General features: G+C 64.2%; 16 protein-coding genes. 11 read left to right on the top strand and 5 right to left on the bottom strand.

Features of this window, described 5'->3' with window-relative positions:
* Positions 1-187: 187 nt before the first annotated feature.
* From prfB to CLAM6_RS16125, 6 genes are all read left to right on the top strand, one after another.
* Positions 188-1,286 (top strand): peptide chain release factor 2 gene (gene prfB, locus CLAM6_RS16150; protein ID WP_153636625.1). Its coding sequence is split into 2 segments (ribosomal slippage): positions 188-262 and positions 264-1,286, totalling 1,098 coding nucleotides; the frame shifts between segments, so codons are not numbered across the junction.
* A gap of 164 nt (positions 1,287-1,450) precedes the next feature.
* Entirely contained in the window at positions 1,451-2,989 is a 1,539-nt protein-coding gene (gene lysS / locus CLAM6_RS16145) for a lysine--tRNA ligase (RefSeq protein WP_153636624.1), read from the top strand.
* Between the two features lie 331 nt (positions 2,990-3,320).
* The gene (locus tag CLAM6_RS16140) at positions 3,321-3,704 is read left to right on the top strand and encodes a hypothetical protein (RefSeq protein WP_043336300.1); all 384 of its coding nucleotides are present in this window, start codon (positions 3,321-3,323) and stop codon (positions 3,702-3,704) included.
* 238 nt (positions 3,705-3,942) lie between these two features.
* Positions 3,943-4,254 (top strand): BolA family protein, encoded by a 312-nt coding sequence (locus tag CLAM6_RS16135; protein WP_043336297.1) that lies wholly within the window; start codon positions 3,943-3,945, stop codon positions 4,252-4,254.
* 2 nt (positions 4,255-4,256) lie between these two features.
* Positions 4,257-5,228, top strand: a complete 972-nt coding sequence (locus CLAM6_RS16130) for a hypothetical protein (RefSeq protein ID WP_153636623.1) — start codon at positions 4,257-4,259, stop codon at positions 5,226-5,228.
* Complete coding sequence (locus CLAM6_RS16125; RefSeq protein WP_153636622.1) at positions 5,225-5,743, top strand: GNAT family N-acetyltransferase; 519 nt, start codon at positions 5,225-5,227, stop codon at positions 5,741-5,743. Before CLAM6_RS16130 ends, CLAM6_RS16125 begins: the two co-directional genes overlap by 4 nt.
* Positions 5,744-5,936: 193 nt before the next feature.
* Here the strand turns inward: CLAM6_RS16125 and zapB are convergent, their stop codons facing one another.
* Together zapB and rsmD are read right to left on the bottom strand one after the other, a co-directional pair.
* A complete protein-coding gene (zapB, locus tag CLAM6_RS16120) occupies positions 5,937-6,197 on the bottom strand; it encodes a cell division protein ZapB (RefSeq protein WP_054556544.1) in 261 nt (86 codons plus the stop codon).
* A 182-nt stretch (positions 6,198-6,379) separates the two neighbouring features.
* Positions 6,380-7,054 (bottom strand): 16S rRNA (guanine(966)-N(2))-methyltransferase RsmD, encoded by a 675-nt coding sequence (gene rsmD / locus CLAM6_RS16115; protein WP_153636621.1) that lies wholly within the window; start codon positions 7,052-7,054, stop codon positions 6,380-6,382.
* A gap of 457 nt (positions 7,055-7,511) precedes the next feature.
* On the opposite strand from rsmD, the gene ftsY reads away from it, so the two are divergent.
* From ftsY to CLAM6_RS16090, 5 genes are all read left to right on the top strand, one after another.
* Entirely contained in the window at positions 7,512-8,927 is a 1,416-nt protein-coding gene (ftsY, locus tag CLAM6_RS16110; RefSeq protein ID WP_197738771.1) for a signal recognition particle-docking protein FtsY, read from the top strand.
* Entirely contained in the window at positions 8,924-9,592 is a 669-nt protein-coding gene (gene ftsE, locus CLAM6_RS16105; RefSeq protein WP_043336289.1) for a cell division ATP-binding protein FtsE, read from the top strand. The genes ftsY and ftsE overlap by 4 nt, the downstream gene beginning before the upstream one ends.
* On the top strand, positions 9,589-10,671 hold the full coding sequence (ftsX, locus tag CLAM6_RS16100) for a permease-like cell division protein FtsX (RefSeq protein WP_153636619.1): 1,083 nt from the start codon (positions 9,589-9,591) through the stop codon (positions 10,669-10,671). Before ftsE ends, ftsX begins: the two co-directional genes overlap by 4 nt.
* Positions 10,672-10,929: 258 nt before the next feature.
* Positions 10,930-11,805 (top strand): RNA polymerase sigma factor RpoH, encoded by an 876-nt coding sequence (gene rpoH, locus CLAM6_RS16095; RefSeq protein WP_043336284.1) that lies wholly within the window; start codon positions 10,930-10,932, stop codon positions 11,803-11,805.
* Positions 11,806-12,000: 195 nt separating this feature from the next.
* A complete protein-coding gene (locus CLAM6_RS16090) occupies positions 12,001-14,631 on the top strand; it encodes a putative bifunctional diguanylate cyclase/phosphodiesterase (protein ID WP_153636618.1) in 2,631 nt (876 codons plus the stop codon).
* Between the two features lie 142 nt (positions 14,632-14,773).
* On the opposite strand, the gene slmA is transcribed toward CLAM6_RS16090, so the two are convergent.
* The 3 genes from slmA to CLAM6_RS16075 all read right to left on the bottom strand — a co-directional run bounded on the left by slmA (position 14,774) and on the right by CLAM6_RS16075 (position 18,035).
* On the bottom strand, positions 14,774-15,391 hold the full coding sequence (slmA, locus tag CLAM6_RS16085; protein WP_043336281.1) for a nucleoid occlusion factor SlmA: 618 nt from the start codon (positions 15,389-15,391) through the stop codon (positions 14,774-14,776).
* 112 nt (positions 15,392-15,503) lie between these two features.
* Positions 15,504-16,421 (bottom strand): acetylglutamate kinase, encoded by a 918-nt coding sequence (gene argB / locus CLAM6_RS16080; protein ID WP_153636617.1) that lies wholly within the window; start codon positions 16,419-16,421, stop codon positions 15,504-15,506.
* 231 nt (positions 16,422-16,652) lie between these two features.
* A complete protein-coding gene (locus CLAM6_RS16075; protein ID WP_054556539.1) occupies positions 16,653-18,035 on the bottom strand; it encodes a phosphomannomutase/phosphoglucomutase in 1,383 nt (460 codons plus the stop codon).
* Positions 18,036-18,062 lie beyond the last annotated feature (27 nt).

The following is an 18,062-nucleotide window of genomic DNA, read 5'->3' as shown; positions in this document are numbered from 1 at the left end:
TCGCTTGCCCGCTGGCCACGGATGATGGGCCGGGCATGGTCGCCACGCCGGGAAATGGCTACAATATCGGGCTTTGCGCGCTGTCGGTCTGCACATGCACCCTCGGGTGGCATGTGGCGGAGCCCGTCGCTTGCGACAGGATCGCCGCGCACCCATTCACGCATCATCGCCTCAAGACAGGACGACCATGCAAGAGATCAATCCGATCACCAACCTCATCAAGGGCCTGTCCGAAAGGGCAGAAGTCCTGAGGGGGTACCTTTGACTATGCCGAAAAGCAGGATCGGCTAGAGGAAGTCACTCGCGAGCTCGAGAATCCGGATGTCTGGAATGACCCGGACTACGCGCAGAAGCTCGGCAAGGAACGTGCGTCGCTGGAGCTGGTCGTCAAGACCCTCGACGACATGAGCAACGGTCTGTCCGACTGCTCCGACCTGCTGGAAATGGCGGTCGAGGAAGAGGATGAAGGCACCGTGGACGAAGTCGTCCGCGAGCTGGACCAGCTCAAGGCCAGTCTCGAGAAGCTCGAGTTCCGTCGCATGTTCTCGGGTGAGATGGACGCCAACAACGCCTACCTCGACATCCAGGCAGGCTCCGGCGGTACCGAAGCGCAGGATTGGGGCAACATGTTGCTGCGCATGTACCTGCGCTGGGCCGAGCATCACGGTTTCAAGACCGAGATCGTCGAGGCGAGCGCCGGTGAAGTCGCCGGCATCAAGTCCGCGACCATCCACGTCGAGGGCGATTACGCCTTCGGGTGGCTGCGCACCGAGCTGGGTGTCCACCGTCTGGTGCGCAAGAGTCCCTTCGACTCCGGCGGCCGTCGTCACACCTCGTTCGCGTCCGTGTTCGTGTCGCCGGAAATCGATGACAACATCGAGATCGACATCAACCCGGCCGACCTGCGCACCGATACCTATCGCTCCTCCGGTGCCGGTGGTCAGCACGTCAACACCACCGACTCCGCGGTACGTATCACCCACGTGCCGACAGGCATCGTGGCGGCCTGCCAGACCGAGCGCAGTCAGCACTCCAACCGTGATCGCGCCATGAAGATGCTGAAGGCGCGGATCTACGAAGCCGAGATGCAGAAGCGCAACGCGGCCAAGCAGGAACTCGAGGACTCCAAGTCCGATATCGGTTGGGGCAGCCAGATCCGCTCCTACGTCCTCGATGACCAGCGCATCAAGGACCTGCGGACCAGCGTCCAGTCGAGCAACTGTGACAAGGTGCTCGACGGCGACCTCGATGACTTCATCGTCGCCAGCCTCAAGATGGGGCTCTGAGCGCGAGTTCCCTCGCGGCCCAGCGCCTATTCGCCTCCGCCGGTATCGCCGGCGGAGGCCACGAATCCCCGTATCGCGGTCAGCACTGATGGTCACAATCGTCAGGCTGACCATGATCTGTCGTGGCCCAGGCCATGACCCTTTGACACGAGACAGGCCCCTCCATGTCGACAGAGCAGACCCCCGCCATTGATGAGCAGCAGGCCGCCGAACAGGCTCAGGAAGAGAACCGCCTGATCGCCGAACGTCGCGCCAAGCTGAACGCCCGCCGCGAGCAGGCCGCCGCCGAAGGCAAGAGTGCCTTCCCGAATGATTTCCGTCGTGACAGCCTCGCCGCTGACCTGATGGAAGAGCTGGGCGAGAAGGACAAGGCCGAGCTGGAGACGCTGGACCGCAAGGCCGCCGTCGCCGGGCGTATCATGCGCAAACGTGGCCCCTTCATCGTTCTGCAGGAAGTCTCCGGTCAGATTCAGCTCTACGTCGACAAGAAGGGCCTGCCGGAAGCGCTGCTCGAGGACATCAAGAGCTGGGATATCGGTGACATCGTCGGTGCCAGTGGTCCGGTGCACAAATCCGGCAAGGGCGATCTGTACGTCATGATCGAAAGCGCCCAGCTGATGACCAAGAACCTGCGTCCGCTGCCGGACAAGTTCCACGGTCTGTCCGATCAGGAAATGCGCTATCGCCAGCGTTATGTCGACCTGATCATGAACGAGCAGTCACGCCGCACCTTCGCGCTGCGTGCCGGCATCGTCGCCTCCATCCGTCGCTTCCTCAGCGATCGCGGCTTCATGGAAGTCGAGACGCCGATGCTGCAGCAGATTCCGGGTGGCGCGACCGCGCGTCCGTTCATCACGCACCACAATGCGCTGGACATGGAAATGTACCTGCGCATCGCGCCGGAGCTGTACCTCAAGCGTCTGGTGGTGGGTGGCTTCGAGCGCGTGTTCGAGATCAACCGCAACTTCCGCAACGAAGGGCTGTCGACGCGTCACAACCCCGAGTTCACCATGCTCGAGTTCTACTGGGCCTACGCGGACTACCGTGACCTGATCGCGCTCACCGAAGACATGATCCGCACCGCGGCCCAGGAAGTGCTCGGCACCACGCAGATCACCTGCCAGGGCAGCGAGTACGACCTGAGCCAGCCGTTCATCCAGATGACCATGCGTGAGTCGATCATCAAGTACGGCGATGGCATCACCGAAGCCGACCTGGCCGATTACGCCGCCGCGCGCGCCACGGCCGAGCGTCTCGGCATCCAGGTCAAGCCGATCTGGGGTCTGGGCAAGCTCGAGACCGAGATCTTCGAGGAAGTCGCCGAGCACCGTCTCGACCAGCCGACCTTCATCACCGAATATCCGGCCGAGGTCAGCCCGCTGGCGCGTCGCAACGATGCCAACCCGCACGTGACCGATCGCTTCGAGTTCTTCGTCGGTGGCCGCGAGATCGCCAATGGCTTCTCGGAGCTCAACGACGCTGAAGACCAGGCCGAACGCTTCCAGGCCCAGGTGGCCGAGAAGGACGCTGGTGATGACGAAGCCATGTTCTACGACGCCGACTACGTGCGCGCGCTGGAATACGGCATGCCGCCGACCGCCGGTGAAGGCATCGGCATCGACCGTCTGGTGATGCTGCTGACCGACAGCGCCTCCATCCGCGACGTGCTGCTGTTCCCGGCGATGCGTCCGCAGCAGGGCTGAGCAGTCGGCCGCCAGCCCGTCACGATGAGGGCACTCACAACGCCTCCGATCCCTGATCGGGGGCGTTGTGGTCTCTGGCTCACACGAATGACTGACGACGAGTGCCTCGCGGGGCATGATCGGTGCCGATGAGGCAAGGTGGCGCTTGGCTTTGTTGCCCGCGAGCGGCCATAATGGTCGGCGTCCAGTCTGCTGGCGCCCTGGCACTGCCAGGGTGACGCACTGGGCGCCTCGAGGCTCACCCGCATCGCGTGCCTGCTTTATGAGCGGCGCTGCCATCCACGGTGTGTCCTGTCTCGGAATTGTCCCTGAATGTCCTGGAGAGTGCAGAATGAAGCTGCTTAACCGTTCCGCCCTGAGCGTCAAGCCGACCCAGGCGTTTGTCGACTGGATCAACTCGCTGGAATCCGAAGGCGAGGGAGGCGAGGATCTGGCGCTGGAGGATGTCAATCAGGAGAGCACCGTCTACCTGATTCCCGAGATGGACACGCGTGAGGCGCTGGACGGCTTCGTCTCCGAGCGCTGGCTGGACGTGCTGGAAAGCGAGCTGCGCGCCTGGGAAGAAGACACCCGCCATTGGCCGGAGCCGATGGACAAGGCACTCTTCGAGCGCTTCCTGACCGTCGAGCACAGCTATCTGGCGGTCGACCTGGACGACGAGGCACCGCTGGAAGTCAGCGAAGTCGATGACGAGCTGCTGGCCGATTTGGACTGAATCTCCGGTGTGATCGCGCCGATTGGCCGATTGTCAGACGCGTGATGACCGCCGTCGCCGCACTTTCCGCAAGAGCTGTCAGCAAGCGCCGTCAGCAATGACTGTCAGTGATGGCGACAGACGCTACAATGGCCTCGGGCAAAATGCCCGAGGCCATTTGCGTTGTGGCGATCGCATCGTCACCCTCAATTTTCCGCATGTCCGTCGTGCGGCTTCCCCCCCTTCAAGGAGATTGCGCATGAGCATCCAGACCCAGATAGACACCAAGCTCGCGACGCTTGACCCGTTGATGGTCGAAGTCGTCAACGAGAGCCATATGCATAGCGTGCCGGCCAATTCCGAGACCCACTTCAAGGTCACGCTGGTCAGCGATCGCTTCAGCGGCCTGTCGCGGGTCAAGCGTCACCAGCAGCTGTATGCCTTGCTCAGCGAAGAGCTGGATGGCCCGGTGCATGCACTGGCACTGCACCTGTACACCGCGCAGGAGTGGGCGGCACGCGGCGGCGAGATTCCGGATTCCCCCAACTGTCTGGGCGGCGGCAAGCACTGACCATGACCCCTGAACCGCAACGCCTGCAATATCTGGACGCGATGGGACTGACCGCCTGGGTCGGTCGCTATCAGCTACCCAATGCCTTGCCCACCCAGGCGTGTGACTGGCCCGAGCCGCAAGCGGCGGAGGCGGTCGCGCCCCAGGCGCGCCTGCACGCGCTGATCGATGAGGCGCCGCGTCCGCCTGCTGCCCACCAGACGGCGGAGGCCGGTCATGGCTCCTCCGCTCAGGCTGGTGGCATGGCCGGCAGCGCTTCACCACGCCCGGCAGGGCCTTCTCCGGCCTCGAGTGCGCGCGCCTTGCTGGGCATGGCGCCGGCGGCGGTCGAAGCCCCCGTTGCGGCTGCCTCGCCGACGCCCGGCGCTGCCGAGACCAGCAGCACCGCCTCGTGGGGGACGCCGCCGACGCAGGTCACGGCCGAGGCACCGGCAGCAGATGAGGCAGTGACACCGCCAGCGGCAGACAAGCCGCCACTGCGCTTCAGCGTTCAGCTGGCGGCGCTGGAAGGACGCTGGTTGATCATGCTGCCCGGTGACGAGGCACCGCATCTGGAAGGGGAAGCCTTGCTCAAGGCGTTGTGGCGCGCCGCCGGTATCGAGGCGGCATCAGGGCTTTCCTTCAGCCACTTCCGCTGGCCGCTGTTGCCCAACCTCAAGGCCAGTGCGCCACTCGAAGAAGCCCGCGAAGGATTGCATGCCTTCCTGAGTGGCCCGGCGCGGCGCGGCTGGCAGCCGGAGCGGCTGTTGATCTTCGGCAGCGATGAGGCCAGCGAGACGCTGCGCGAGGTGCTCGGCATCACCGCTTCCGAGCGCGGAGAGGCGACTTCAAGTCTGCTGAACCTGCCGGTCTGGCAGGGGCCGGCACTGCCGGCGCTGGCGCGCTCCAGTGAGGCCAAGCGCAATCTGTGGCCGCTGTTGATCCGCTGGGGACGCGAGTGGCAGTCGGCATCGCCGCAGACGGACGCCTCATGAGCGAGTCAGCTGCCCGGCGCCTCGAGCTGCGTGAGCTGGCCGATGATCAAGCGACTCTGCTGGCGCTTGAGGCCATCGAGGCCAGCCAGGCACACGGCCTGAGCCAGTCACAGCTGGTCGATGTGCTCAACGATGACGCGCGCTGCGTGCTGGGCGCCTGGTGGCAGGCCTGTGAGTCGTCGGACGGTGAGTCGTCGGCCGCGGAGCTGATCGGCTTCGTGGTGCTGGCGCGTGGGCCCTTCGAGGCCGAGATCGAGGCGATCACCGTGCACGCCGCGCAGCGCGGGCAGGGCGTCGGTGCACGCCTTTTGGCCGCCGCCATCGCGCGGGCGCGTGACTGGCAGCGTGACTCGGGGCTTGAGCGTCTGCTGCTGGAGGTGCGCGCCAGCAATGCCGCCGCCGCAGCCCTCTATGCGAAAGCCGGTTTCACCCGGGATGGAGTGCGCAAGGGCTACTATCCGCTGGCGGACGGCGGGCGTGAAGATGCCTGGCTCATGTCGCTGCCGCTGGAGTGATCCTGGCTCTTCTGTCTTGGGCTCCGGCATCGCTCTGGTGCTGGCGCCGATACGAAAACGCCGCCGACAGTCTCCTGTCGGCGGCGTTTTCATGAGGCCCTGTTCATGAACTCTTGTTCAAGCGCTCCTGTTCAAGAGCCATTGTTCAAGAGTGCATGTTCACGCGGCCCAGCGCGCAGGACGCGCGGGAGCATCAGGCGCTCTGGGTTTCGCTCTCGGTCTCGCTGAAGCGTGCGACCAGTGCTTCCAGACGCTGTGCCCACTGGTCACGCTCTTCCTGCAGTTGAGCGTTGGTCTGGCGCAGCTGCTCCAGCTCTTCGCCCTGACCTGTCTTGGCTTCGGTCAGGCGCTGGTTCTCTTCCTTCAGCTCTTCGACTTCCATCTTCAGCATCTCGATGCTGTCGATGGCCTGGCCGACTTTCTGCTCAAGTTGGGTAAAGAGTTCGGTGCTCATGCTATCTCCTTGTCGAGTCACGGTCGTGGCCCGAGGGGGTTCGTTGAGGGCGGTAAAGGTATGCGGTAAATGCTGGTGCGATGAATATCGGCCATGTCGGGAATCCTTGCCGGATGGCGCAGCGATACCCGCCTGCAGGCAGACTACGACGCCGCCTGAGTCGACACAAGTGGGAAGGTGGCTCAGGCGGGCGGATGGCGCCGATACAGGCGGCCATGACTGTCGCCGGCGCGGCTTTCCCGGTGCAGCTGCCAGTTGGCGGGCACCACGGGGTCGAGGCCGGATTCCACTTCCAGATAGATCATGGCGTCATCGCTCAGCCAGCCATGCGCTTCGAGCAGCGCGCAGCTCGCGGCGGCCAGCTCGAGCCGGAAGGGCGGGTCGAGCAGCACCAGATCCATGCCGCCGGTAGCGGGAGTGGCCGTCTCGAGCCAGTGCAGGACATCGCCGGTCACCACCTGCGTTGGCAGGTTGTCGCCGTTGGCGAGGGTCGCGAGATTGGCTTCGAGCGCACGCGCGACGCGGCTGTCGCGCTCCACGAAGGTGACATGCGCCGCCTCACGCGACAGCGCCTCGAGGCCCAGCGCGCCGCTGCCGGCATAGAGATCAAGCACGCGGGCGCCGCCGACATGAAAGCCCAGCCAGTTGTAGAGCGTCTCACGCACGCGGTCGGGCGTCGGGCGCAGACCCGGTGCGTCGATCACGTTGAGCAGGCGGCGCTTGAAGCGCCCGCCGATGATGCGCAGGCGACCTGGCCCACCGGCGGCCTGGCCACGCTTGCCGCTCTGTTTGTCAGCGCGCGAGGGCGCGTTGGATTTGCCCCGTGCGGGGCCTTGGGAGGATGCGCGTTTTTTCATGCCGCGAGTCTAGCATGTGCGACGCCGGATGCCGCGCGGTGCGTACCTTCAGCCCCGAAGGGATGGTAGGATGACGCCACTTTCACGAGTTCAGGACTGTCTCGCCATGTTCGGTTTTTTCAAGCGCAAGAAACACAAGGCTCAGGAGCAGAAAGCCTCCGAGCAGCAGGCCCTCGAGCAACAGGCTCTTGAACAGACACAAGACGCCACGCCCCACGAGCAAGCCGATGCCGAGCAGGCAGCGCGGCTCGAGGCGAAGCGTCTCGAGGCCGAGAAGGTAGAGGCAGAGCGCCTTGCCGGTGAAGAGGCGGCTCGGGTCGAGGCTCAGAAGGCCGAAGAGCAGCAGGCCGAGGCTCAGAAGCTCGAAGAGCAGAAAGCCGAAGCTGAAGCCGAGCGCCGTGCCTCTGAGCAGGCGGCTGCCGACCAGGCCGCCAAGGCAGAGGCAGAGGCCGAGCGCATCGCCCAGGAACGCGCAGCGCAGGAGCAGGCCGCTCAGGAGCAGGCCGCCCGAGACGAAGCCGAGCGTATCGCCCAGGAGCAGGCCGCTGCAGAACGCGTCGCCGCCGAAAAGGCCGCCCGGGAAGAGGCGGAACGTCTGGCTGCCGAGCAGGCCGCCCAGGCAGAGGCCGAGCGTATCGCTGCCGAACAGGCCGCTCAGGCCCGTGCGGAAGAAGCCGCCAGTGAAGCGCGTGCCGAAGAGGCGCGTATCGCGGCTCGCGAGGAAGAAGAGCGTCAGGCCGCCGCGCAGCTGGCCGCCATCGAGGCCGAAGAGCAGGCCGCGCTGGAACAGGCTCGCCAGGAAGAAGAAGCACGTGCCGCCGAGGCTGCCGCTGCTGGCGCAGACGCCGTGGTCGAGGATGACGCTGCGCGTGATACGGCCCGCGATGGTCGGGAAAAGCCGCGTCGTGGCTTCTTCGCGCGCATCAAGGCCGGTCTTGGCAAGACACGCGCCAATCTGACCGAGGGCGTCGCCAGCCTGTTCCTCGGCAAGAAGCAGATCGATGATGAGCTGATGGAAGACCTCGAGACCCAGCTGCTGATGGCAGACGTGGGCATCGAGGCGACCACCGAGATCATCGACAACCTGACCGCGCGTATCTCGCGCAAGGAATTGAAGGAGCCGCAGGCGCTCTATGAAGCGCTGCAGGAAGAGCTGCGCGTGATGCTGGCGCCGGTCGCCAAGGACCTGGAGCTGCCGGCCAAGGGCAGTGGTCCCTTCGTGATCCTGATGATCGGCGTCAACGGCGTCGGCAAGACCACCACCATCGGCAAGCTGGCCAAGCGCTATCAGAGCCAGGGCCGCAGCGTGATGCTGGCGGCGGGCGATACCTTCCGCGCCGCGGCGGTGGAGCAGCTCAAGGTCTGGGGTGAGCGCAACAAGGTGCCGGTCATCGCTCAGCATACCGGCGCCGACAGTGCCTCGGTCATCTATGACGCCCTGGAAGCCGCCAAGGCGCGTAACGTCGATATCCTGATCGCCGATACCGCGGGCCGCCTGCACAACAAGAGCCACCTGATGGAAGAGCTCAAGAAGGTGCAGCGCGTGATGGCCAAGCTGGATGTGTCCGCGCCCCACGAGGTGATGCTGGTGCTGGATGCCGGTACCGGCCAGAACGCGCTGTCACAGGCCTCCACCTTCCATGAAGCGGTCAACATCACCGGCCTGACGCTGACCAAGCTGGATGGGACCGCCAAGGGCGGCATCATCTTCGCGCTGGCCAAGCAGCTCAATCTGCCGATCCGCTATATCGGTGTCGGGGAAGGTGTCGATGACCTGCGTCCCTTCGCGGCTGATGACTTCGTCAGTGCCCTGTTTGCACGTGCTGGCGATGAGGCAAGCGAAGAGGCCAACGCCGAGTCGCGCGAGGCATGATTGCCTTCGAGCATGTCGGCAAGCGCTATGGAGGGCGCTTCGATGCACTGGCCGGGCTCGACTTCAGGGTCGAGCGTGGCGAGATGGTCTTTCTGACAGGCCATTCCGGTGCCGGCAAGAGCTCGTTGCTCAAGCTGATCATGCTCCTCGAGCGCCCCTCGCGTGGGCGCATTCTGGTAGCGGGGCACGATATCGGGCGACTGCATACCTCCCAGGTGCCGTATTACCGCCGCCAGATCGGCGTGGTCTTCCAGGACCACCAGCTGCTGACCGACCGCAACATCTTCCACAACGTGGCCCTGCCGCTGATGATCCAGGGGGTTCCGCCGCGTGAACAGGCGCGGCGGGTGCGGGCGGCGCTCGACAAGGTCGGCCTTCTGCATCGTGAGAAGGCGCTGCCGATCGAGCTGTCCGGTGGTGAGCAGCAGCGGGTCGGCATCGCGCGCGCCGTGGTCAACAAGCCCGCGCTGCTGCTGGCCGATGAGCCGACAGGCAATCTGGACCCGGCACTGTCCGCCGATATCATGCGCCTGTTCGAGGACTTCAATCGCATCGGTACCACGGTGATGATTGCCAGTCACGACCTGGCGCTGATCGCCCGCCTGCACCATCGCACGCTGGAGCTGTCCGATGGTCGTCTGATCGCCGACAAGGATGCCCGATGAGCCCCCCGCGTTCCCGCAACGAGTCTCCCTCTTCTTCACGCGAGCGTGGCCAGTCCCGCGCCGAGACGCGTACCCGCAAGTCCGCCGCGCAGGCGCCTGAATCACCGGAGGCCGCCGAGCGTGCGGCGCGCAAGGGCGCGCGCTCCAGTCGTGTCTCGGTCGAGAGCCGCTACCGCAGCTGGCTGCGTCATCACGCTGCCATGGCGCGCGACAGCGCACGCCGCCTGCTGGTCGCGCCCATCGCCAGCCTGCTGACCATGCTGGCCATCGCCATCGCACTGACGTTGCCGGCGGCGCTGTGGCTGGCACTGGACAGCGCACGCCTGCTCGACAATGAGCTCAATGACAGCGCCCAGCTCACCCTCTATCTCGAGACCTCGGTCGACGAGAGCCAGGCGCTGACGCTGTCGGACTCGCTGCGCGACGCTGCCGGTGTCGGGGGAGTGCGGCTGATCACCGCCGCCGAGGGCATGCAGGAATTCGCCCAGGCGCTGGACCTCAAGCGCTCGCTGAGTCTGCTGGATGACAACCCCCTGCCGGCCAGCATCGTCATCACGCCGCTGGACACCACGCCGGAGTCCGTCCGCGCCCTGGCCATGCGCCTCGAGGGCGAGCCGGGTGTCGCCAGCGCACGTCTGGATCTGGCCTGGCTCGAGCGTCTGCGCCAATTGGGTGAGCTGGGTCAGAAAGTGACGCTGGGACTCGCGTTACTCTTCGGGCTGGGCGTGTTGCTGGTGGTGGGCAATACCATCCGCCTGTCCGTGGAGAGTCGCCGCCAGGAGATCGAGGTCGTGACCCTGATCGGAGCGACCCACGCCTTCGTGCGGCGTCCCTTTCTCTACAGCGGTGCCTGGTACGGTCTGGGAGGAGGGCTGCTGGCCTGCGGAATCCTGGCACTTGGCGGCAACTGGCTGGCGGCACCCGTGACGGCCCTTGTACAAAGTTATGGCGGCAACTATGTGTTGCCCGCGCTGGGCGTTGCAGGGGGTGCCACGCTGCTGTTTTCGAGTACAATATTGGGCTGGATAGGGGCCTGGATCGCGGTCGGACGTCATCTGGCGAGTATTTCTCCGCGCTGATTCCGATTATTTTTCGCGGTTTTCAGCCAGTGTTTCTGCCCAGGAAGGTCAAAAGTTACGTTCCGACAACATTCCTGTCGGGCGTCAGTGAAGGGGGCTGGTGGGTGGTTAAACGCACCACACACCCGACAGCGTTACGAAGTGCTACTCGTCATGACAATTGTACACGCCATGTACAGCTATTGACGGGAACCTGTCCCACCCTTCACAGTCTCACTACTTGCATGCGTGTTAGGCAACCATGGAGACATCTGCACTATGAGCACCAGTCTTCAGCCACTTGGCCACCTGTCACCGGGTCAAGATCTAAACGGCTATATTCAGTCGGTGAACCGTATCGCTGTGCTTACTGCCGAAGAAGAGCATGAGCTGGCCCTGCGGTTGCATGAAGAGAATCATCTGGAGTCGGCCCGTCGACTCGTCATGTCGCACCTGCGCTTCGTCGTGCATATCGCGCGCAGCTACAGCGGCTATGGCTTGCAGCAGGCGGACCTGATCCAGGAAGGTAACGTCGGCCTGATGAAGGCGGTCAAGCGTTTCGACCCGCATCAGGGCGTACGCCTCGTCTCCTTTGCCGTGCATTGGATCAAGGCCGAGATTCACGAGTTCGTGCTGCGCAACTGGCGCATCGTGAAGGTCGCGACCACCAAGGCTCAGCGCAAGCTGTTCTTCAACCTGCGTGGCGCCAAGAAGCGTCTTGCCTGGTTGAACAACGATGAAGTGGATGCCATCGCGGGCGATCTGGACGTCAAACCTGCCGTGGTGCGTGAGATGGAAAGCCGTCTCTCTGCCCACGATGCAGGCTTCGACGCCGGCCCCAGCGATGACGAGAGCTCTGCCTATCAGGCGCCGGCCAACTATCTGGAAGATCACAGCCTCGATCCGGCTGCCCAGGTGGAACAGCAGGACCTGGAAGACGACTCCCACGGTCGTCTGCTCAAGGCGCTGGCGGCACTGGATGAGCGCTCACGCGACATCCTCCAGCAGCGCTGGCTGAGTGACAACAAGTCGACTCTGCACGAGCTTGCCGACATCTATGGCGTCTCTGCCGAGCGTATCCGTCAGCTCGAGAAGAACGCGATGAAGAAGCTGCGTGAATCGATGGGTGACATGAGCGAAGGCTTCGCTGCCTGAGCTTGATGACCCCATGACATGAGCCCGTGATTTTCAGGCTCGCTGTCACGTGAAAATGCCCCGCCGGGTTTCCCGGCGGGGCATTTTCGTTGAGGGAGAGTGGATCCCGAGGAATCCGTCGTTATTGGTTGAACACTGCAACACAATGTTTCATTCTGTCACACTAAGACATGAAACATTTCTACTGGTGACCCCGTGGACCCGACCTCCTCGCACGTCAATGGCACACATTCGCTGTGGCGAATCTTTGGGCTCAATGCAGCCTTGATGGTGGTATTGGGTGGCCTGTTTCTGGCCAGCCAATGGTTTGATGTGCGTGAACAGGAAATGCGTCGCCTGGAGCTGCTGGATACCCAGCTGCATATCTCCACCGAGCAGCTGATCGCCAATGTCTCGCGCGAGATGATGGTGCTGGAGCGCGTGTTGAGCAGCGAAGGCAAGGAGCTGTGGCGTGGCTCGCTGGATAGCGCGCTGGGCCGTCATCCCTCTCTGGTCTCGCTGATGGTGGTGCCGTTTGCCGATTACCGCGGCAGCAGCCTGCGTCAGATCGGCGTGGGGCGCAGTTGCAGCTGGCAGCTGACCCAGCCGGAAGCCCAGGCGCTGCCCGGGCGCAGCAGCCTGCTGTTCGGCTCGGCACTGCCGCTGGCATCCGGTCAGCCGGGCTTGCCGTTCTACCGTCACATGGATATCGAAGGCATGTCCTGGCTGCTGATCGGCTGCCTGGACTTCTCCGAGGCACGCAGCCTGCTGGCCAACCCGAATTCCGATGATGGGCAGCGCCTGCGCCTGTTCTCCACCAACGGTCTGCTGCTGTTCTCGAGCCCTCAGGAGCATGCGCTGGGCGTGACCGGCAAGCTGCCGCTGTCCTCGATGGCCAACATGGGCAAGTACATCTCCGAGCGTGGTGTGCGTCGCTATCATGTGCCGGGCTTCGACGGCCGGCCGCGCATGGCGGCGGGCAGCTATATCGCACCGCTCAAGCTGTTCAGCGTCGTGAGTCAGCCGCTCTCCAGCCTGTGGTGGCTGTGGTGGAATCGTATCTGGTTCGGCATGCTGCTCGGCGGCATCTTCCTGGTCGTGCTGGTGGTCGTGGTGGCGCGTGCCGAGCGCAAGCGCGCTGAGCGCCACGATGAGCTGGAGGGCGCACTCGAGTCGATGACGGCGCGCTCTCGTACCCTGGTGACGCTGATGGATAACCTGCCGGGCGTGGTGTATCGCATCGAGGTCAACACCGGTGTGCTGACCTTCATCAGCAACGGCTCGGCCGAGCTGTTCGGTCGCTCGGCCGAATCACTGGTCGGCGCCGGCATCACCCTGACCGAGCTGATCCATCAGGAAGACCGTCAATCCGTCAGCGCCGCCCGCCACTGGGCGATGTGCGCGCAGATGCGCCATGAGCAGGTCTTCCGCATCATCGCTGACCATGAGCGCTGGGTGCTGGACCGCAGCGTGATGATCGAGGGCGAGGATGGCGTGCGCTACTGGGAAGGCCTGCTGCTCGACATCAGTGCGCACAAGGAATCCGAGCGTCAGCTCGATTTCCTGGCCCGTCATGACGCCCTGACGGGGCTCTATAACCGCAAGGCCTTCATGGCGGCGGCCGACGAGCGCGTCGCGGCGGGTGGCTTGATGATCTACGCCGATATCGACCGTTTCTCGACCGTCAATGATGGTCTGGGCCATGAAGCCGGTGATCAGCTGCTGGTCGCGGTCGGCGAGCGTCTGCTTCGTCTGCTGCCGCCGGGCGGTCTGGTGGCGCGTCTGGGGGCCGATGAGTTCGGCCTCTATCTGCCGCATGGCAATGATGATCCGGCGCAGGTGGTGGAAGAGATCCAGCAGAAGGTCGAGCGTCCCTTCACGATTCTGGGTCGCCCGCTGATCATCAGTCTGACGGCAGGCTATGTGCTGTCCGAGACCAATGGCGATGCCCAGGCGCTGATGCTGAATGCCGATGTGGCGCTCTATCACGCCAAGTCGCGCGGCGATCATGCGCTGCGCTGGGAGTCGTCGCTGGACAAGCATGTCGCCTCGCGCATGACGCTGGAGCAGGACCTGCGTCAGGCCATCGGCAGCGAGCAGCTCTATCTGCATTACCAGCCGCAGCTGGATAGCCAGGGCGAGCTGCAGGGTGTCGAGGCGCTGCTGCGTTGGCGGCATCCGGAGCTGGGCATGATCTCGCCGGCCCAGTTCATTCCGCTGGCCGAAGAGACCGGCTTGATCTTCCGCCTCGGACGGTTCGTGCTCGAGGAAGCCTGCGCCCAGATGGTGCGCTGGCAGGACGCCGGCCTTCACATGCCGCGCATGGCGGTCAATCTGTCGGCGCGCCAGCTGACCTCGGGCTACGAGAACGAAGTCTTCGGCGTGCTGGAAAGCCAGAAGCTGTCGCCGACGCGGCTGGAAGTCGAGGTGACCGAGACGCTGCTGATCCAGGACATGGAAGGGGGGCTTGCCGTGCTCGGCGCGCTGCGCGAGCTGGGCGTGCGTGTGGCGCTGGATGACTTCGGGCAGGGCTATTCGTCGCTGTCCTATCTGTCATCCCTGCCGCTGGATGTGCTCAAGGTCGACCGCAGCTTCGTGATGAAGATAGATGCGGTCGCCGGCTCTGACGGTGGTATCCGCTGTCCCAATCAGCAGGCCATCCAGCTGGTCGGCGCCGTGATCAGCCTGGGGCACTCGCTGGGCCATGAGATCGTCGCCGAGGGAGTCGAGACAGACGTGCAGTTCGAGGAGCTCAAGCGGCTGGGTTGCGACACCTATCAGGGCTACCTGCTGGCGCGGCCGATGTCCGCCGAGGCCATACTGGAGCGCTTCAGCGTCAACGCCTGAGGTGCCGTCCGTGCAGCCCGACCCCATCCCACCCCACTCGGTGGTGACATGAAAAGGCCTGACCCAAAAAGAACGCCCCGCCTGCAATGACTGCAGGCGGGGCGTTCTTTTTGGTGCGACTCATGCGTGCGAGGCAAGACCCTCAGACGGCAATGCGCTCCTGACTGCTCAGCAGCAGGTCGCGGCTCAGCAGCTGCCACTGGTCTTCCCAGTGCTCGGTCGGGCGCTTGCGATAGTCGCTGCGCACGTACTGGCCGATACGACCTTCCGCACACGCCAACAGCAGGTTGGCCGCTGCCGTGACGGTGATGGCCGGTCGCAGTCCTTCGCGAGGCTCGGCTTCGCGCAGTACCTGCTTGATCTGCGTCTCGAGACGCTCGAACAGCTGCGCCATGCGCGTGCGCAGGCGTGCCGTCTCGCCGGTGAGGGCATCACCATTGAGGAGGCGACACAGCCCCGGGTTCTTCTCGGCAAAGCCCAGCAGCAGGCTCAGGATATGATGCACCCTGGCATGCGCGGTGTCGTTGTCCTGAATGATCAGCGCGATACGCTCGAACAGCGTGCTCTCGATGAATTCGATCAGTCCTTCGAACATGCGTGCCTTGCTGGGGAAGTGACGATAGAGCGCCGCCTCCGAGACACCGACCTGTCGTGCCAGTGCTGCAGTCGTGATGCGTTTGCCGCTGTCCTCTTCCAGCATCAGAGCGAGTGCCTGGAGGATCTGTTCGCGACGTGATTGTTTTGGATTCGCCTGCGTCATGGAATCTTGTCGTTTATCGCGGCCTGCAGCAGTGTGCTACGGGCGGGTCCGTGTCCTGAGGCATGTCGCTTGCCTCGCGCGAAACACCGGGGCCGAGCCCCGGCTTGTCACCTTACGCCTTGTCAGTGTCCGCTTCCGCGTTGCTGATCAACGTGCCGACCCCGGCATTGGTGAAGATTTCCAGCAGGGTCGCATGTGGCACGCGGCCATCGATGATGTGGGCACTGCGCACGCCTTGTTTCACGGCGTCCAGTGCACAGCTGATCTTGGGCAGCATGCCACCGTAGATGGTGCCATCCTCGATCAGGCCATCCACCGCCTCGGTGGTCAGGCCGGTCATGACTTCGCCTTGTGCGTTCATCAGGCCAGCCACGTTGGTCAGCAGCATCAATTTCTCCGCGCCCAGTGCCTCGGCGACCTTGCCGGCGACCAGGTCGGCATTGATATTGTAGCTGCGACCCTCGGCATCGACCCCGATGGGTGCGATGACGGGAATGAAATCGTTGCGTGTCAGCAGTTCGATCAGGTCCGTGGAGACATGCTCGACTTCACCGACATGACCAATGTCGATGATTTCAGAGGCATTCATGCCCGGCGTCTGGCCGCTGACCTTGAGCTGGCGGGCGCGAATCTGGCCGCTGTCCTTGCCGGTCAGGCCGATGGCCTTGCCGCCACTCTGGTTGATCAGGTTGACGATGCCCTTGTTGACCAGGCCGCCCAGTACCATCTCGACCACGTCCATGGTCTCGGAATCCGTGACGCGCATGCCATCGACGAAGCGCGATTCGATGTTCAGCTTCTCGAGCAGCGCGCCGATCTGCGGGCCGCCGCCATGCACGACCACCGGATTGATGCCGACTTCCTTCATCAACACCATGTCGCGAGCGAAGGAGTTGATCAAGGCTTCTTCGGTCATGGCGTTGCCGCCGTACTTGACCACCACGGTCTTGCCCGAGAACTGCTGGATATAGGGCAGGGCTTCGGACAGGACCTCGACCACCTGATGCGGGTCGCGGTTGGCGTGGCTCATCAGCGTATCACTCCACAGAAAATGGTCCGGAAAGAGAGTCCGGACACTGTCACTCGAAACGGTCTTTCAGCGCGCGCGGTGCGCGCTGTCATGCAAATCGGTTGCTTCAGGCACCTGATGCGCCCGGATGAGCGGCTGCAGTGCCTGGCAAGGCGAGGGCGGCGATCAAGCGGCAGACCGCCGCCCCCGTTGCGGCTCATGCCATCCTGTCGATGGCGAGCGAGTGCGGGATCAGAACGGTGCCTGGATGCTCGGCTCGGCCTGCTTCAGCGCGGCGCGGAAGCTGTCCTTGATACGCTCCAGTGCGGCTTCCGACTTGCCTTCGAAGCGCAGCACCAGCATCGGCGTGGTGTTGGACGCGCGGCACAGGCCCCAGCCATCGGCGTAGTCGACACGAATGCCGTCCAGCGTGGTCTTGACGCCGTCGCTGCCGAAGTCGCCTTCGCTGGCCAGTCGCTCGACGATAGCGAACTTGTTCTCGTCGGTCACTTCCACATTGATCTCGGGGGTGCCGAGGTCCTGCGGGAAGCGGGCGAAGAAGGTGTCGGCATCGACATCCTGCTTGGCGAGGATTTCCAGCAGGCGCGCAGCGCCGTAGATGCCGTCATCGAAGCCGAACCAGCGCTCCTTGAAGAAGATGTGGCCGCTCATCTCGCCGGCCAGTGCCGCGCCGGTTTCCTTCATGCGTGCCTTGATCAGCGAGTGGCCGGTGCGCCACATTTCCGGCGTGCCGCCGGCTTTCTCGATCACGGTCGCCAGGTTGCCGGTGCACTTGACGTCGAAGATGATGCGCGCGCCCGGCACACGTTCGATCAGGTCTTCCGACAGCGCCATCATCAGGCGGTCCGGGTAGAGGATCTCGCCCTTGGGCGTCACGACGCCGAGGCGGTCGCCGTCACCATCGAAGGCCAGGCCGATGTCCGCGCCGGTTTCCTGCATGGTCTTGATCAGGTCCTGCAGGTTTTCCGGCTTGCCCGGGTCCGGGTGGTGATTCGGGAAGTTGCCGTCGATCTCGTCGAACAGCGGCACGGTGTCGACGCCCAGGCGACGGATCAGCTCCGGGCCCAGCTCGCCGGCCACGCCGTTGCCGCAATCGACCACGGCCTTGAGCGGACGCTTGACGACCACATCACCGGTGATCTGCTCCAGATAGCGCTCACGCACGTCCTCTTCACGCAGGCTGCCTTCGCCTTGCGCCAGATCGCCTTCCTGCAGGCGACGATAGAGGTCGGTGATGGTGTCGCCGGACAGGGTCTCGCCGGCCAGCACGATCTTCAGGCCGTTGTAGTTGGCCGGGTTGTGGCTGCCGGTCAGCATCACGCCGGAGCGGGTGCCTTCCAGGATATTGGTGGCGTAGTAGAGCACCGGTGTCGGCACCATGCCGATGTCGACGACATCACGGCCGGCATCGCGCAGGCCCGCGATCAGCGCCTTGGACAGGCGCGGGCCGGAGAGACGACCGTCGCGCGCGACCACGACGGTGGATTCACCGCGTGCCGCGGCTTCGCTGCCGATGGATTGGCCGATGGCGCGCACACCGTCCTCGGTGAGGGTCTCATCCACGATGCCACGGATATCGTAGGCGCGGAAAATTGAAGCGGGTACCTGACTCATGGTGCATCCCTGTCGGTTGAATCAATC

It is taken from the genome of Cobetia sp. AM6 (assembly GCF_009617955.1).
Lineage (GTDB): Bacteria > Pseudomonadota > Gammaproteobacteria > Pseudomonadales > Halomonadaceae > Cobetia > Cobetia amphilecti.
Note: the sequence above shows the minus strand (reverse complement) of the source record. Positions and strands in the feature narration are given on the sequence as shown.

Bases quoted from the DNA above. Each gene is read 5' to 3' on its own strand.
- ftsE (WP_043336289.1), top strand. From the start codon at position 8,924: ATGATTGCCTTCGAGCATGTCGGCAAGCGCTATGGAGGGCGCTTCGAT.
- ftsX (WP_153636619.1), top strand. From the start codon at position 9,589: ATGAGCCCCCCGCGTTCCCGCAACGAGTCTCCCTCTTCTTCACGCGAG.
- slmA (WP_043336281.1), bottom strand. From the start codon at position 15,391: ATGACGCAGGCGAATCCAAAACAATCACGTCGCGAACAGATCCTCCAG.
- rpoH (WP_043336284.1), top strand. From the start codon at position 10,930: ATGAGCACCAGTCTTCAGCCACTTGGCCACCTGTCACCGGGTCAAGAT.
- rsmD (WP_153636621.1), bottom strand. From the start codon at position 7,054: ATGAAAAAACGCGCATCCTCCCAAGGCCCCGCACGGGGCAAATCCAAC.
- CLAM6_RS16140 (WP_043336300.1), top strand. From the start codon at position 3,321: ATGAAGCTGCTTAACCGTTCCGCCCTGAGCGTCAAGCCGACCCAGGCG.
- lysS (WP_153636624.1), top strand. From the start codon at position 1,451: ATGTCGACAGAGCAGACCCCCGCCATTGATGAGCAGCAGGCCGCCGAA.
- CLAM6_RS16075 (WP_054556539.1), bottom strand. From the start codon at position 18,035: ATGAGTCAGGTACCCGCTTCAATTTTCCGCGCCTACGATATCCGTGGC.
- CLAM6_RS16125 (WP_153636622.1), top strand. From the start codon at position 5,225: ATGAGCGAGTCAGCTGCCCGGCGCCTCGAGCTGCGTGAGCTGGCCGAT.
- zapB (WP_054556544.1), bottom strand. From the start codon at position 6,197: ATGAGCACCGAACTCTTTACCCAACTTGAGCAGAAAGTCGGCCAGGCC.
- CLAM6_RS16130 (WP_153636623.1), top strand. From the start codon at position 4,257: ATGACCCCTGAACCGCAACGCCTGCAATATCTGGACGCGATGGGACTG.
- CLAM6_RS16135 (WP_043336297.1), top strand. From the start codon at position 3,943: ATGAGCATCCAGACCCAGATAGACACCAAGCTCGCGACGCTTGACCCG.
- argB (WP_153636617.1), bottom strand. From the start codon at position 16,421: ATGAGCCACGCCAACCGCGACCCGCATCAGGTGGTCGAGGTCCTGTCC.